The 15,928-nt window shown below is 53.7% G+C and carries 13 protein-coding genes, 1 tRNA gene and 2 pseudogenes; 4 read left to right on the forward strand and 12 right to left on the reverse strand.

Annotated elements, in window-relative coordinates; genetic code table 11:
• Positions 1-3: 3 nt before the first annotated feature.
• The 8 genes from NX84_RS09860 to wecC form a co-directional block, all read right to left on the reverse strand.
• Complete coding sequence (locus NX84_RS09860) at positions 4-2,175, reverse strand: glycosyltransferase family protein (protein WP_052319753.1); 2,172 nt, start codon at positions 2,173-2,175, stop codon at positions 4-6.
• Positions 2,172-3,077, reverse strand: a complete 906-nt coding sequence (locus NX84_RS09865; RefSeq protein ID WP_039676306.1) for a hypothetical protein — start codon at positions 3,075-3,077, stop codon at positions 2,172-2,174. Before NX84_RS09865 ends, NX84_RS09860 begins: the two co-directional genes overlap by 4 nt.
• A gap of 105 nt (positions 3,078-3,182) precedes the next feature.
• Complete coding sequence (locus NX84_RS09870) at positions 3,183-4,130, reverse strand: ABC transporter ATP-binding protein (RefSeq protein WP_111689380.1); 948 nt, start codon at positions 4,128-4,130, stop codon at positions 3,183-3,185.
• On the reverse strand, positions 4,114-4,926 hold the full coding sequence (locus NX84_RS09875; protein ID WP_052319754.1) for an ABC transporter permease: 813 nt from the start codon (positions 4,924-4,926) through the stop codon (positions 4,114-4,116). Before NX84_RS09875 ends, NX84_RS09870 begins: the two co-directional genes overlap by 17 nt.
• Before the next feature lie 198 nt (positions 4,927-5,124).
• Complete coding sequence (locus NX84_RS09880) at positions 5,125-7,215, reverse strand: glycosyltransferase (protein WP_039676307.1); 2,091 nt, start codon at positions 7,213-7,215, stop codon at positions 5,125-5,127.
• Entirely contained in the window at positions 7,212-7,796 is a 585-nt protein-coding gene (locus NX84_RS09885; protein WP_039676308.1) for a hypothetical protein, read from the reverse strand. Before NX84_RS09885 ends, NX84_RS09880 begins: the two co-directional genes overlap by 4 nt.
• A gap of 21 nt (positions 7,797-7,817) precedes the next feature.
• Positions 7,818-9,080 carry a glycosyltransferase family 4 protein gene (locus NX84_RS09890; protein WP_231913785.1) on the reverse strand — a complete coding sequence of 421 codons (1,263 nt, stop codon included), beginning with the start codon at positions 9,078-9,080 and terminating at the stop codon, positions 7,818-7,820.
• A 113-nt stretch (positions 9,081-9,193) separates the two neighbouring features.
• The gene (gene wecC / locus NX84_RS09895; RefSeq protein ID WP_039676310.1) at positions 9,194-10,459 is read right to left on the reverse strand and encodes a UDP-N-acetyl-D-mannosamine dehydrogenase; all 1,266 of its coding nucleotides are present in this window, start codon (positions 10,457-10,459) and stop codon (positions 9,194-9,196) included.
• A gap of 189 nt (positions 10,460-10,648) precedes the next feature.
• Between wecC and NX84_RS09900 the strand changes: the two genes are divergently transcribed.
• Complete coding sequence (locus NX84_RS09900; RefSeq protein ID WP_126297614.1) at positions 10,649-11,536, forward strand: hypothetical protein; 888 nt, start codon at positions 10,649-10,651, stop codon at positions 11,534-11,536.
• Positions 11,537-11,545: 9 nt separating this feature from the next.
• On the opposite strand, the gene NX84_RS09905 is transcribed toward NX84_RS09900, so the two are convergent.
• A complete protein-coding gene (locus NX84_RS09905) occupies positions 11,546-12,946 on the reverse strand; it encodes a glycosyltransferase (protein ID WP_039676312.1) in 1,401 nt (466 codons plus the stop codon).
• Between the two features lie 197 nt (positions 12,947-13,143).
• On the opposite strand from NX84_RS09905, the gene NX84_RS09910 reads away from it, so the two are divergent.
• The 3 genes from NX84_RS09910 to NX84_RS12810 all read left to right on the forward strand — a co-directional run bounded on the left by NX84_RS09910 (position 13,144) and on the right by NX84_RS12810 (position 14,354).
• Positions 13,144-13,216: transfer RNA gene (locus NX84_RS09910), tRNA-Asn, on the forward strand.
• Positions 13,217-13,559: 343 nt separating this feature from the next.
• Positions 13,560-13,790 carry a helix-turn-helix domain-containing protein gene (locus tag NX84_RS09915; RefSeq protein ID WP_039676313.1) on the forward strand — a complete coding sequence of 77 codons (231 nt, stop codon included), beginning with the start codon at positions 13,560-13,562 and terminating at the stop codon, positions 13,788-13,790.
• Positions 13,791-13,871: 81 nt separating this feature from the next.
• The gene (locus NX84_RS12810; protein WP_039676314.1) at positions 13,872-14,354 is read left to right on the forward strand and encodes a hypothetical protein; all 483 of its coding nucleotides are present in this window, start codon (positions 13,872-13,874) and stop codon (positions 14,352-14,354) included.
• A gap of 22 nt (positions 14,355-14,376) precedes the next feature.
• Here the strand turns inward: NX84_RS12810 and NX84_RS09925 are convergent.
• From NX84_RS09925 to NX84_RS13310, 3 genes and pseudogenes are all read right to left on the reverse strand, one after another.
• A pseudogene (locus NX84_RS09925) lies at positions 14,377-15,088 on the reverse strand (IS6 family transposase).
• 27 nt (positions 15,089-15,115) lie between these two features.
• Positions 15,116-15,328 carry a hypothetical protein gene (locus tag NX84_RS13210; RefSeq protein WP_231914014.1) on the reverse strand — a complete coding sequence of 71 codons (213 nt, stop codon included), beginning with the start codon at positions 15,326-15,328 and terminating at the stop codon, positions 15,116-15,118.
• A 363-nt stretch (positions 15,329-15,691) separates the two neighbouring features.
• Positions 15,692-15,922: pseudogene (locus tag NX84_RS13310) on the reverse strand (transcriptional regulator); the annotation flags it as partial.
• Positions 15,923-15,928: the final 6 nt, after the last annotated feature.

The following is a 15,928-nucleotide window of genomic DNA, read 5'->3' on the forward strand; positions in this document are numbered from 1 at the left end:
GTCCTAAACGGAAAGCAGTACTTCGTCCCAACACGGAAGAACGGTTGTAGTGTCCCAGCGAGTCGCAAACTCGCGACACTCTTCTCCCCTAGCAGCAAACACTTTCTTATCACGCATGCTCAATACGGTATTTACATGATGTTCGGTGGACATATCCTCGGCAAAGACTCCAAAGACTTGTTCTACTCCTTCTCGCTCCCACAGAAGTGGAATCCCTCGTGCTGCCATCCCTTCGGCCGGAGCAAGATGAAAACTCTCTAGTTCACTCGGCGACAGAACGAAACCGACTCCACGATTCCATGCTGCGATGTCTGCGCCAAATCCATCGAAGACTACACGGGGTCTGAGACGAGAGGAAGACGAGACTCTGTTGAAGAATTCAAGGTACAGCTGCTTTTGGATCGAGGAATTCCATACATGTGGATAATCCCATGGCAGTCGCCCTTTAAACCGCAGAATGTAGCGATCATCTTCCTCTACGAGCTTTTCGATAAGATCGATGGCACGATCAGGACGTTTGAGGAATGGGACAAAGCCAACCATTCCCAAAGTGAAACGAGCACTTTCAAGCTTTGGCCGATCGAAGTCGGACAAATCTACTGTATTGGGCAAAACTACAGTGTTGACCGTACTTAGGTCGAATTTTTCCCTTGCCATTGTGCGTACCCATTCAGAGACGAAAACAAGGGTGTCAACATTAGTCCATTGGACCTTAGACATCCACGGCCCATTCAGTTCGAACCGGTGCAGACGTGAAACCAAACGCGTAGATTCAGGCTTATGGGCGGAGTACCAAGCCAGCGACGGGCCAGCCCACTCGCAAAACACCACATCTGCCCACTCTGCAAGCAAACGACTCTGTTCAGGATCATGATCGTGCAGTGTCGTCCATCTGTCCTGCTTTACGTCAAACTTTGACGAACGCTGCAAATAGTCCATGAGCTCACCCATGAACTTGAGGTCATGTGAAGCTACCACAACACGACAAGGACGCACACTGTCCTCGTTTGTCGGAGCGTTCATTTCGATAGCACGAGAGAAGGCACTTCCCAAACGAGTTTCAGCCGCATCCATCGAGTATTCAGCACTGGCGGCGAAAGCTACACGTTGGGCCACCTGAATCTGCCCCAGATTGCTTGCAATAGTCTGTGCAATCTCATCAATCGAATCGCCGGCTCTGACATAGAAGGGGTAGTCTTCACCCCATACCGCACAATGGTCGGTCGTCCGATTGATTAGAGGCGCCGTACCGACAGCTCCATATTCGAGAGCCTTTGTAGAAATCTCAAGACTGGAGTCGAGCTCTTCGCTTCTCCAGCCGAAGCCAATATCAGCCTCGCTAATTCTTGCCATGGAGTCTTCACGCGACAAGGCACCAACCCATGTGACGCCACTAGCTGAATCGGAATTCGCACGCTCAAGTGCTTCACGCATATGCTCAGCCCAGCTAGGCTCCGAAGACGACGCATTAATCTTAGATCCGATAACCTCGAGCGTCGCCGAAACACCAAGCTTGCTCAATGCTCGCGGTAGCTCGAGCATCTCCAGAGTCCGCCACTCTTTCGCTAACTTCCCTGAATACACAAGTCGAAGCGGCGAACTCTCAGGAGCAGACACCTCCGTAGGCTCCTTGAACAATTCATTCGGAATCATAGGGGGCATCAACACTGTCTTCCCCGCTGATTCTGGAACAATCCCCTCCCAATACGAGCGTGCTGCTTCCGTCTGTGCCAAAATACGGCGCGAAGCAATGGCGATCTTTCTCAACCGAGCTACATTTCGTTCTGAGAGCTTCTTCGGAGGAAAGGGAATATCAGTCACATATGCCCATAAAAGCTCAGCTATTCTCGGTTTCAGCCCTAGTTGATAGGAAACCTCAAACCCGCGCGCCAAGACAGCGCACGCATTCGAATCAGCGACGACTGAATCTACAAAATCTGCAGCTGCCTCAGGCGTTAGCCCCTCACCAATTTCAACACCACGAGGTGCGTGAATCATCACGTTCGAAATGCCTTCGATCGAGTTCAGAAGTATACCATCGACAGCTTCGTACTTCAGGAGGAGATGCACCTCATCAAACAAACGCGACAGGACTCTTGTAACAGAGACTAGCCACACCGACGAACCATCGATTGCATTTGCGTTTACATCACCGTAAACGACGATAGATTTCATCTTTCTTCGCCTCGCAATACAGAAGTCAAGACCTTCAAAACTGGCAAATAAACATCATCTTCCCACTCCCAGTTTGGCTCTGTTCCTTCAATAAGAACTGTTGCCATTTGTCTTAGTTCATTCGAGAAATGGTCTTGTCGCGGTACCTTTACTACTACGACAATCACTCCCCGTGCCTGCGCCTTTCGTATGTGTTCCGACAAGCTTAAGAACCGTGAGGTGGACTGCGATGTTAGAGTCCCCGCCCAGGCACCAGACTCCAATTCTCGTTCATCCACAATTAGATAAGACGTTCCGCTGTTGCACGCACCAAGTTGATGAGGAACCTCAATTCTTTGCACAATGCCAACGTCGCCTAAAGATTTTGCAAGAGAATCCGACCCAATGACTTCGATGCGCCGCTGACGAGTTTCATCAGTAGCACCTTCGAGAGCCCTCAAAACCTCAAACGCATCGCTGTCCATTGTCTGCATGGCTGCAAGCCGTCCTGCTTGTTGCGCTGACGGACGATCCAAGATTGCAGATGCGGTAACTGTCTGTGGTGCAAATAATAGCCCTTGCTTGGCGTCGGCGTCCCAGTTTTTCGACTCAGGGTCATGAGCAATTAATTCATTAAGATTCCGTTGCTGGGCTTCTCGATCATATTTCTTCTGACCAGCACGTAGTTCCTCATTAGCTTGCTCCAAGCTGCTCACTCGCCGTAGAATTTCGCGCGTATACCCCTCTGATTTCTTTTGAGAAGACACCCACATTGAGAGAAAGAAGAACAAAACGCCTACGGCTCCAATGAACAAGAGAGTCTTCATAACTGTCGGCTCCACAGCTATGGCTACTGAAGCCAACAATGCCGCTAGCGCGCCAAGAAATGTTAGTCCCCTGCCTCGTCGAAAAAAGTCAAGCATTTTCGCTCTCCTTAGCGAAACGTCGACGAACCATCGGTCTACCTTCCTTCCTTGTTTCCGCGCGCATCGAATCCAGGAATTCTATGTCTTCCGCGCTAACAATCATCATCGCACTGACTTTTCGAGTAGGACGAGTGGCTTTTTGAAGTTCTGCTTAATGTCGCTGAGGAGATCGTGCGCAGGTTCCTTATTCTCCCTTCCCATGAGCTTTGCCCACTCTCGGTACTGAGTAGCTACAATATCCGTTGGACCATCGGCAATAATATGCCCCTTTGAAATCCAAATAGCCCGACTGCAGTTTCGCTCAATTTCTCCAAGCGCGTGCGAAACTAGAAATAGATTTCCTGCTCTCTCCAAAAGCTCTTCCATTCGCGCCGTCGCCTTAGCTCCGAAAGCAGCATCACCTGTCGAAAGTGCTTCATCAATCATCAGGATTTCAGGACGCACCGCAGTTGAAATCGCGAATGACAAGCGAGCAGACATCCCCGATGAATAGGTCTTCATCGGTCTTTTGATCGCGTCGCCCAATTCAGTCCACTCCGCAATCTCTCCAATTTGGTCTTTCGCATCATTAGGACTCATCCCCAGCGCGAGACAGCCTAAATAGATGTTGTGTTCTCCCGAAAGGTCGGGTTGAAGTGCAGGTGAGACTCCCATGAGTGTAGGTTGCGAGCGAGTGAGAATTCGACCTGAGGTAGGAGCGAGCCCTCCGGAAATCATACTAAGCAAAGTTGATTTTCCGGAACCGTTTAGTCCGATAATCCCGATCGACTCCCCTGGCAAGGCGATCAGGGAAGCGTCGACTATAGCGTCCACAACTGTTTTCCCACGACCTGCCCGCGTCATGCTTGCATCCGAAGAACGCCCCTGGCTTATCACGTATCTCTTGGATACATTGTCCACTACAACGTTTGCCCGCTCTACATAATTGATGTCAGGTTCCGATTCCTCCACAGCAGGAGCCGTTGACTCTTCACGCATTTGTGCTTCTTTTTTCCGCTTCGCATAAAAATACTTGCCGGGCTCCGCCGGCAACTTAGACGAGTCGAACATACTTATCCTCCGCTCTCCAGAAGAAAATGAAGCCAACTGCAAATGCGCCTACGCTCCATGCCAAGAGTTGTCCCCAAGTTTCTAAGCTTGGCGCAGTTCGATAAATTGTACTGTCTCGGATCGCAGTGAGGAATATATAGCATGGATTAGCTGTCATTACCTGGTGAACAACCGAGTGCTCAGCAAACCTATCGACTGAAAACATCACGCCCGACAAGAAAAACAAGCCACGAGTCAGAAGTCCTAAAATGGTCTTAGCCTCTGGGATCTGTGCAGTGAGACGAGCAGTGATCATCATTAGTCCGCAGCCAAAAACATGGATTAGAAGGAATAGCGGTATCACAAAAACTACAGTCCACGATGGCCACGTTCCCCACTGAAAAAGAAAAGCCGCTATGAGCGCCACACACGCTGGCAATACGTTATCTATTAGTGAACGCAATGCGGTTGAGAAAGGAATTGATGCCCTTGGAAACTGAAATGCCCGAATCATCGAGCGCGAGGACTGCATGAGACTGATGCCAGAGTTCATGAGCCCCGTCATCATAGACATGAAGATAATCCCGATGAAAAGAAAACCGATAAAGTTCTCGATACCACGAGAGGTCTTGAGGAGAAGTCCGAAGAGAAAACCATAGAGCGCGACATCGAATAAGGGGTTTAGCACAAGCCACAACTGCCAAAGACGATAATCCCGCGTTGTACGCAGCGCCTTGGCGCGTGCGTCTGCGGCGATAAAGTGCCGTCGGTCCACCAACTGTGAAATGTACTCCCCAAGAGTAGGGCGAGTAGCCAACGGATGGAGACCTTCAGGGTTGACTATCTGTACGCGACCTTCATGTCGCGCTACCTGGGCATTGAGTTCTTCGACTCCTCGCTGTGAAGTCTTGGAACCGCGCCATTTGTGGCGTGCCAATATGAATCAGCCCTTCCAGATCTATTGTGTTCGAACGTCCATATAAGTTACGAGCTTCGATGAGGACGCCGAGAATTGCTACAGGGGATTGTACTCAGTCTGTCTAAGAAGTTCGTCGAGAACACTACGGGCTTGTTCAACGTCACCTGCCTGCGAAGCGAAGTCAAGTGGAAGACTCGACAGAGGCGAGCCCTCTACGGTGATTCCCCACACAGCTGCACCACTGCCGACATAGTCAGCATACTTCGAGGGAAGGAATGGGTTAAGGCTCAACGCTGTCCCCGCAGTGTTGGTGTCGTTGACGACGAGAGCGTCGAAACGAGCGGAAACGTTGAGGAATTCGAGGTACGGCATATACCCGTTGATGCAGAGGCATTCCGCTGCAGGATGATTCCACAGTTGACGACGAACCTTTTCGGGCGCCGCGGTGAAGATATGAAGACGGAACTGGTTACGCACCGGATGGTCTTGGAGCGCGGCTAGAACGTCACCGATTCCGCGGGTGGCGTAGAAGTTGCCAAAGTAACCGATATTGATGCGATCTGCATCGAGGGCATAGTCCGCCTCCACGAGCTGATACATTTCTTTTGTCGGCTCTGCCTGGTGTCGAATCGTCGACTTAGCGCGCACGAACTCTTGGAAGCTGGCGGGATAACGCTCCAACATGACTTGTCGCTGATTGGAATTAGTGAAGATAACTTCGTCAGCGTACAGCAGTGTGACTAATTCAGTCAGCTCAAAGTGAGTGGTATACGAGATGTTCGGCCAATCAGATCGCGTGACCATCGTCTTAAGCTTGTGAGTGGTCACTCCCCTAGTGAGCTTTCCTGACCGAGGCTTTCCGTCTACGCCAATGCAGAGTGGATCAGAGAACTCCGCCTCCCATCGTGTCTCAGGGTGGTTGTCTTTAAAAAAAGCCGCAGCCACGTGAGAACCAGACCAAAGAGCGCGCGAATACATCGATTTATAGGGACCGTAAGCCTTCGCGCGCTTGGCGGCTTTCTTCGCAGCTTGTCGTGCATATGAACAGATAGCACCCCAGTGCGCAAAAGAAGCGACGACATCGAGCTCTTCAGCATGAACAAGGTAAGGATCGACGATGAGCTTTGTCGAATCATCGAAACCGCGCACGCGTCCCATATTTGCATAAAAGACGTCAACAAGTTCCGCATCATTCCGAATCACTTTTGCTGTCACGTTAGCCGAAGTATCTGCGAAGGGTGGGAAACAGTAGGAGAACACTAGTCGATTCGCTTTATCGGTACGCAAACCGCCCCAGCGCAAACCAGGAACACCAATATCTACGGAAGTGTCGATGGCCCGCTGAACATCTGTCGGATGGGCGCGTAGGTAAGTCTCAATGAAACCGAATTGGGCGTCCTCAAGCTTCTGAAGGGCCTGCTGCTTGGAGTCAACCTCACGAATTTCTCGGAGCTGTGCAATGCATTCGAGGCGCTGCGTTACGTTGAAATCAAAGCTCTCGGCCTGGCGCGACACAGAATCATGTCGGATGGTTCTCAAATACGATGAGCTACTTGGTGCTGCTGGAACGTTGAACAAGAGTCCTGATTCTTCAAGGAAGTGTGCAAAGTAGGCGACGTCCTCACCCGAACGCAGCGATTCCTCATAGCGAAAGCGTTGGGCCAGCTCCGTGGGGAATACCTTGCAGGCGTTAAAGCCCAGTGCCCACGGCGCTCTCGCTACTGGAACGGTGGTTCCGCGAAGTGTTGATATACGCGCGTTGAGCGAATTCTCTTGAAGGGACCCATCATGCCCCTTATCGAGAATCGGCAGAAGCACACAAACACCATTGCGGGCATGCTCTAACCCCGTCTCAAGGAATCGAGGTTGAAGGGCGTCATCGTCATCGAGAAAGGTAACGCAACGGCGACCAGCACTTGCAATACCAAGGTTGCGGGCGCGGCCGGCGCCGGGGGCTTCGGTCCGCAGTACCCGTAGATTGAGCGGCGGGAACTGATCTGCCAGATCCAGTTCTATATCTAGTGCTGCTGGCCCGTTGAAGACGACTAAGACCTCGAAGAGATCGGTGCTTAAGGTTTGATTCGAAAGCGAAGCGAGCGCCACAGTAAGGCCCGAGCTTGCAGTGTTGGTTGAATCAGCCGCATAGGAAGGAATGATGACGCTGATCCCTGGGAGATTGGTACTCATCGGATCTTCTCCAACATTTTGTACAGCGACACCACCACAGAACTTGGTAGGAATTGCTTGACTGGCTTAACCAAGGTTGCTGCGCGTGAGATCACTAGTGCTCGGAGCGTTAAGACATCAGGAGCTGGCCCCTGGTCGCGCGGACCGACATTGGACAGCGAAAGAGGCGCGGAAAGTCCCCGAAGAAAATCATCGGAGGGCCGGGACGTACCAACTGATTCCTCCACTCTGAGATGAATCCACCTTTCGGAAATATGCAATCCTGAGACGCCTAGAGCCCCACTCACTGCAACGTCACTACCAACTAGGTCACGAAGGTTGTCCGCCGCTGAACGCGGCGCCCAGTATTCGACTACTCCCCTATCCCGGATGAGCCGAGCGAGAATAGGAGTTGCTTGGGCAGCGGGAACGTCGGCAAGCACCACCGGCATATTAACCGCCTTATCCAGTTCCTCTTCACTGAAGCAAAACAACACCGTCCCATGGCTGGCGGGCAAGGGCTGGAGCTGCTCTGAAGAGCACAGGAACACTGCATAGTCGGTATCGGCGGGCTTGTAATCATCAAGCGATCCAATTCTCATCGGCACGTTGTCCTTGCCCAGCTAGTTCTTTTCCGAAATGACGCTCGTTACGATCTCCCGAATGACGTGCGGAACGGCTTCATCGCGTTGTTTGGCAACCCATTCACGTCCACCCGTGGATACGTGAAGCTTCGAGCGGTCCTCCATGAGGCTTATCCACATGTTTGCCAGAGCTTCTGGATCATCAGGTTTCACAACATGCCCGGCCTCAAGTTTCTCAACCAATGCGGCTGCCTCTCCTTGCACTACACCACTAATGTGGAGGCCAACCGACATCAACTCATAGGTCTTTGAAGGCACCGTGCGTGTTAGAGGCTCCCATGAAGTGAGATGGACCAAGGCTGTGTCTGCCCAGTCATAAAACTCTTCTAGTCCCTCTGCAGGATAGCGGTGCTCAATGGTGGCGTCAGCCCCTGTTTTTTGAATCAAGTCCCTAACAGCAAGCCACGCAGCGCCGTCGCCGACGATGCGTAATCGCACCTTATAACCGCGATCCTGAGCAATTTTTACCGCTCTGACTGCATTATCGATGCGTTGTGCACGCCCCACCGTGCCGGCGTAGAGGACGTGCAGCTCATCTCGGTCTATTCTGCTCATATCCGCAGCGACATACTTGGTTTTTGCCGGAAATACATTACGGACGGTGCGGATAACGCGCCTACGACCGTCCCGCTTCGCAGGCAATGTGGCACCCAAGTGCGTTGCTAGGTCCTTGGAGGTCGTGATAATTCCATTGGCATGGATCAACGCGCGCATCATGGCCTTCTCAGTAAGAGCCGTCAAAACTTGGAAAGGGCCTTTGCTCAAAACCACCTCACGAATCGAGCGTCTGCCCGTTCCGGAGTTCCAGTCATCTTTCTCACGCAGAAGCTCCGGCCATGCATCGCGAAGATCCACGATATAGGGAACGCCGAGATGCCGTGCGACCAGCATGGTGACCACAGATGTTGGGAGAGCAGGGACGGTGCCGATAATCAGATCGGGAGAGATTTCCTGAACTTGCTTCCAGTGCGTCACTTGCATTGCCAACATCGAAGCTGCGACTGAGGCTTGGTTTAATATTCGACGCGTCAGGGTAGAACCAGCAGGGAAGAATCCCGAGCGCAAGATCTTCTCACCAGAATTTCCTTGCTCAGCTCTGCGGCAGCCAAAGATGGCGTCTTTAGACAGCCACTGCCTCAAACGGATTTGACGTTGGTAGTGAGGTGGAGGCGCAATCACAGCCACCTCATGCCCAGCCTCGACGAGAATCTTTGTCAGCCACGACCATCGGCGTTGCGGCACGCCGTTCTCTGGGGCCCAATACTGGGAGAGGACTAGAATCCGCATCCTACGCCGTTCTTCCGAAGTCTCGACATCCTGCGCGGGCCTACAGTTAGACCGCACAAGATGTTTCTTTAACGCCAAATACCCTTGGTATCAATAACGGTCTTGCCTTCCAGCACAGACTGATCGAGATTGACAAACTCCTTGTGGTTAACGAGGAGGAGAACTACGTCAGCAGCTGCAATAGCTTCCTTCGTGTCCTGCTTTGTCAAGTTGGAAATGTTCGAAAGAACAGCAGGGAGCTCATCGACATTCGGCTCAACGACCCGAATATCGAGCTCTGGGTTATCCACACCGAGGCGCTTCACGATTTCCAGCGAAGGCGATTCACGCAGATCATCGATGTCGTTCTTAAAAGCAATACCAAGAGCTGTTACAACCGGCTTCTCATTGCCCTCAAGAGCCTTGACTACTTGCTCAATAACCCACTCCGGCTTGCCATCGTTGACATCACGTGCCAGCTTAATGAGCTTGGCTTCCTCTGGCGCCGCCGACACAATGAACCACGGGTCAACCGCGATGCAGTGACCACCAACGCCTGGCCCCGGCTGCAGGATGTTCACGCGTGGGTGGTGATTAGCCAGCTCGATGAGCTCCCAGACATCAATCCCCAGACGGTCGCAGATCAGGGATAGCTCATTAGCGAACGCAATGTTGACGTCACGGAAGGAGTTCTCCGTAAGCTTTGCCATCTCTGCGGTCGTGGCGTTGGTCATAAGAAGCTCTGCTGTACAGAACGTTGCGTACAGGTCACGCGCAAGCTCAGTGCCCTTGGGGGTCAAACCACCGATAACACGGTCATTGTTTTCCATTTCTTCCATGATCTGGCCGGGAAGAACTCGCTCTGGGCAGTGAGCTACGAAGATGGCGTTGTCATCTTCATCGTCAAGGGATAGATCCGGGCGAAGCTCAATGAGGTGATTCGCCATATCCTCAGTAGTACCCGGAGGGGAAGTCGACTCCAGAACGACAAGCGCGCCAGGGCGAAGGTGCGGTGCAAGCGCCTCAGAAGCCGCACGAATGTACTTGGTATCTACCTCGTGATTGTCCTGGAAAGGTGTTGGCACGCAAACAATGTAAGCGTCAGCTTCGACCTGCTCAGCTTGTGCGACGAGGTTTCCTTCCTCCACCACCTTGGCCAGAAGCTCTTCGAACCCCGGCTCAAAGAAGGGCACTTTGCCTTCATTAATAAGCTTGACGAAACGCTCATTTACGTCAACACCGACGACTTTGACACCCTTTGAGGCGATAAAAGCTGCCGTAGGCAGACCGATATATCCGAGGCCTACAACGCAAACTTTGTCAAAGCTATTGGCAGCATTTTCCTGAGGCGTCATTCTTTACCTTTCTCGCTACTGTGCTCAGTCAACGGTAGCACGCGATTACATTGAGCAGACACGACAGTCTCACTAATAGAAAAATCGAGGACAAGTTTAGGCTTCCCTCCGATTAGTTTCCATGGATGGGGCTATGCCCGCTGCCCGCAAAATGCCTCATGGTGCCTCGGCACGATAAGCTGACAAACTATGGCTCTGAGGAGAAACTACGCACGCTACGGCGCTTCAACTACTTTTTTCGATTCTGTCGAGGAATTTCTCAGCTCACCCGTGCCCGATAGCTCTTCTGAGGAAGCCGAGACCATTTCGATTCGCTACGGCACTGCATTCATGGACGTGCTCATTGAGGATCGTGGTGCCGATGTCACTATCGTGCTGTTTCACGCAGCCATCGACCCGACCAAGACTACTCTCCCAGTCTTCATAGGGAGGCAGATGGTTGAAGGCATTGATGCGAACGTGGTGTACATTTCCGACCCATCGCTCGACCAGGGCGCAAGCATTGGGTGGTTCACAGGTGATGAGTCACGCCCATTTCAGGAGGACCTTACTTCCTGCCTAACACATATTTTCGCTAGCTTCTATCCCGGTGCACCTGCTGGGGTGCTAGGCAAGAAGGCAATCTTCTTCGGCGCATCAGCCGGCGGCTTTGCCGCGCTGTATTTTTCACACCGCTTTCCCGGTTCATTAGCCGTGGTGTCAAACCCCCAAACTCATATCGGGCGCTACCATGAGCCGCAGGTAAAGGCATACCGCAAGAAGTGCTGGAGCAGCCGGAAGCTTTCCGAGACCACCATGACCTTTGACTTGGTTACTGAATACGGCAAGGGTTTCGATAATTGCGTGGCTTACCTTCAAAACAAGGATGATGAGCTGCACTACACCCAGCATTACCTTCCATGGTCCCAGGCAGTGGCTGAGCGCCCACAGCAGTGGAGGCTTCTCCTCGGGGATTGGGGCGAAGGCCATGCCCCTGCCCCACAATTGCTTCTCACCGGAATTCTCGGCTACGCAGCATCACTCGCTGGCGATTGGGAGCGACTCTTCGAGGATGAGGTGTTTGCCAGCTCAGATTAGGGCCGCCCCCTAGTTGCGTAGCTTCTTGTTCAGCTGGTCCAAGCGCACGATGACTTTATTGGCACGGTCTTCCCCAAGAACGCTGCGCACGTTAGACACGATGCTCGTCCGATTCTGATAAACGCTATCGATGGCTTGGTCAACTAGGCCACGTACGCCTTGGCTTCGCGCCGAATTCCAGCTCTCCTGACTGACGAAGCGCGCGTTCCCGCCACGCTGCTGTAAGACGATCTTTGCGACCCGAACCCCCTCGGCCCGCTCGCTTTGCGCCAGAATTCGGAAGCCTCGAAGGATGTAGCCGTGCTCCAAATGAAGGCTCACCAAGGTCCGAAAGGTTCCGCTCTCCGTGGGAACGTAGGCGAAATGCCCGATGCTTGGGTTATTGGAGGCAGCAAACCCCTCGACTGACTTGTAGGAGGGAACGCGTCGCCCACGGGAATCTTCGATCCACAGGCTCACAAGGAGCTCATTATCGAGCTCATCATCCGACTCGCCGTGGATGACGAAGCTGACATCCCCGCTGGCAGGCTGAAGAAGGTAGTGCTGGCCGCTGCCAACGGTGCCATCAATACTTAGCGATTTGCTCGTGCTCTGCATCTGCTTGGCAACCGAGGGAAAGGCCGACTCAAGGGCAGCTACATCTGTAAACGGAGGGAAAGCCGCCATGTTCTCCATCAGGCGCGCCATAACCACGCCTGGCTCATGGCGCATGGCATTGTCTTGCCCTGCGTGGATAGCGCGTAAGTAACCTACCTGGGAGGCGTCCAGAACCACGGGCGCATAGCGGTCTGATTTGTCGTGCGGCCCACTCTGAGGCTCCTCGACGGTGCCGTTTTCCTTCACCGAGCAGATAGACATCAAGCCCATCGAATTCATCGGCGTGTGAGCCTCGCGCAGGTGAAAGAACTGACCATCCGCGTAAACCGCCTCAATGCCGAGTGGCATGCTGACTAGCATGCCTTCAAACTCCGGCTTGATATAGGGCGCAGTGGTTTGGAAATAGTGCGCGGACAAGACGTCATCGTCGTCTAGACGGTAGCGGCCGAACGTGCCCTTAACCCCAGCAGCTTGGACGCAGCGGCGCACCGCTGTCCATCCGCTATCACCATCAGGAAGCTCATCGAGGTGCAAGACATCGAATTTGTCCGAGGCCTCCTGCAACTGCTCCTTGAACTTCTCCGGCAAGGACTCAGAGAAGGAGACAACGTGCTTAACGTCGAAACCTTCGGCGGCCTTCGCTAGTGTTGGCACGGTGTGGTTGAGGAAAATGTCCGTGCGCAACGACAAGCGTGCATCGTCGTAGAGGTAGTCGCGGTACTCGTCTTCCGAGAACCCAGTCTGCTCGTTACTCGCACGCCATGACGCCGAATCGGGAACGAAGAGACTAAAGCGAGTGTGTCCAACGAACATGAAGAAACCTCTACCTCTTCCCTACGGGTGTTACCTAATGACAGTCTAGCTTTGCTTGAAAACAGGACTGAAAAGCGCCACACGAAGTACATCCAAAATGGGCATTGTGCGGGCGATTTGTAATCTTTAGAGAAGACCTTATATAGTTACTTCTCGTTGCACAGGGCAAGGCCACTTGCTCGGCAGCATACGCATAATCCTCCATAGCTCAGTTGGCAGAGCATTCGACTGTTAATCGAAGGGTCACTGGTTCGAGCCCAGTTGGAGGAGCAACACAAACCCACTGGTAACGGTGGGTTTTTACTTGTTCCGAGTGTCATCGTTGTATTGCGTGCTACAAACGTGCTACTTGATGGTTCGGAGGTTGATTCTCACCGTTCACCATTGACATTGATCGGCACTGTCGGTACACTGGTGGCATACGAAAATTCGCCCAAGACTTCAACAGGGGTAATCGGCTTGCAGACGTTAACAGCGTGATGTTGTCGCGTTGGTGATTAACTGGCCGTCTGGGTCTCTACTGTCAGAACAGTAAGCCTTGTGCCGCTAGACGCTGAGATGCGTGGTGCGTGGTGAGGCCTCGAAGGATAACTAACTTCTTCGAGGTTTTCGCATGTCCGAAATCGTTTTGGATAGGAACGATCTCCTGCGCACGTATACCGCAGGTGAGTTCTGTGAACGTGCTGGTGTGTCCCGTCGCACACTCGATAGGATGCTCTCACGTGGTGAGCTGCAGGCTGTCCCTGGCTCGCGCGGCAATGGTAAAACGCTGCGTATTTCCGCCCTTGAGCTAGCACGGGTAATTTACGGCGACTCCGTCTCCGTGGCGGGTGATGCCCAATGAGCATGGGAACAGCCCCCCGCTGGTAGTTGCAACGAGGACTGGAACATCGCAGTTCAACCCTCCAGTCTATCTGATGGTGTCTTGCAGCGGTATCAGCAGATTGAAAACGATGCGCTCGGCTGGTCTGTAACGTTGGTCGATTTCGCGTCAGATCAACGCGGGGATTTGACCGATCTGGCCGCCGTTTTGCACCGTGTTGATGCTTGGCGCGAGGGTGAAAGTGACGCGAATCTCGTCATCACTCAAATGAGTGATGACGTAGGGTATTCGAACATTGACCGCAAACCCGCAGGTCAAACCGTTCGAACAGAATCCGGTCAATATACCCTATGGGCGGGCAGATTAACTGACCGGACGTGTCCGGGCAGTCAATCTGGAACCGGCTCTGCTGGCGCTGCTGATTCCGCGACTGTCGAGTTCGGTGATCTGCCTAGCGTTCGCGCGATGGCTGGCGATGAGGTGCGCCTCGATCTTGGCTTTGATACTGAGTTTAAGAGTTACGACGATGGGTGCTGTTGCAAACTTCAGGCGGAGAGCCGTGACGACCCAGTCTTCATCCTCTGATGCTCGCTGCGGGTCGGCGTTCTCAGGCAGCCTCGAACACCCGGCTGACGATCACCGCATCCGGGTTAGGTTGCCCGTAGGCAAACATCGCGCCTTGCCCTTTCCGCAATGAGTGCATCGCCTCCATCCCTTTCAACGTCCGATATGCAGATGTCCGGTTCTTAAACGCGCCTTTCGGCCCGAGGATCCGTTTCAGCCGCCCATGATCTCCTTCAATGACGTTATTGAGGTATTTCACCTGCCGGTGTTCCACGGTCTGCGGGCAGATTCCCTCTGACTTCAACTCGGCGATTGCCCTGGCCAGGGAGGGTGCTTTATCGGTGTTGATCACCCGCGGGAACCCGGTTATCGTGTTCGACCTCAGGGTCTTGGCCAGGAAACGCTTCGCTGCGGCCACGTTCCGCTTCGAAGAGAGGTAAAAGTCCAGGGTCTGACCACCGTCGGTGATCGCCCGATAGAGGTAGCACCACTTTCCCCCGACCCGGATATAGGTCTCGTCCACCCGCCAGGACCGGGCCTGCCAATCCGGGACTTGTCGGTACCACCGGGTCTGCTTGTCCAGCTCAGGAGCATATTTCTGGACCCAGTGGTAGATGGTGCTGTGATCGACCGGTACGCCCCGCTGAAGTCATCATTTCTTCCAGATCGCGGTAGCTGAGCCCGTAGCGGCAGTACCACCGCACTGCCCACAGAATGATGTCACGGGGGGAATGACGACCGGAGAAGATACCCATGGCTGTGATTACATCACGTCGCTCTTCCTACTGCCCCAACTTTGCAACAGCACCCTCAGGGACGGCTGTCGGGCAATTGAGGGAGATCCCCGCGTCGTTGAGCGCTGCCCGCCCGGCGGGAGTGAGACGCACGGCCCGGGTACGACCCCTGCGGGAAAGCCATTCCTTATCCAGCAGAGTCTTGCAGATTCCCGTGCCGAGAGGGCCGGCGAGGTGGAAGCGGCGTTCGGTGGAGTCCATGCACGACCTGCCCGTGTCGAGCATCTTCGGGGGCACACCCCACTGTATGAACAAGCGATGACCTTGATTAGTGACCTGACAGTGCGAGTCGATGAACTCGTGCTCTTCCAGTTGTTCAGCCAGGCGCACCCCGAGCTTACCGGCGAGGTGCTGATAACAGGTGCGGCCTTCACGTAGGTTCGCATTCGCCCGTGACGCGCTGAGGCTGTGAGGAGTGGGCAGGGGCGAGCGGGCGACCACGCCAAGGCTCTCGACCACTCGTGCGATGTCTTCCCCGGCCAGGCGAATGTAGCGGTGCCGGCCCTGCCGAATGTCGTGGACGAGACCGTGGGTGACGAGCACGTCAACATGCTCGCTCGCCGTCGACCGGGCCAGGCCCGCGTACCTGCCCAGTTCACCAACCGTCCAGGCCCGCCCGTCCATGAGCGCAGCACACATGGCCGCCCGCGACGAGTCAGCCAGAGCCGACGCGACTGTCGAGATATCCGGGACCGCTTCAGGAAACACGCGCGCAACCATGCCTCCAGTATGCACCCGGAACTGTTCGGTGACGACCGAACAATCGCTGGCGTAGTCTGAACTCACCAGATTCATTGCATC

The sequence above is a fragment of the Corynebacterium minutissimum genome, from assembly GCF_000805675.1.
In the GTDB taxonomy this organism is placed as follows: domain Bacteria; phylum Actinomycetota; class Actinomycetes; order Mycobacteriales; family Mycobacteriaceae; genus Corynebacterium; species Corynebacterium minutissimum.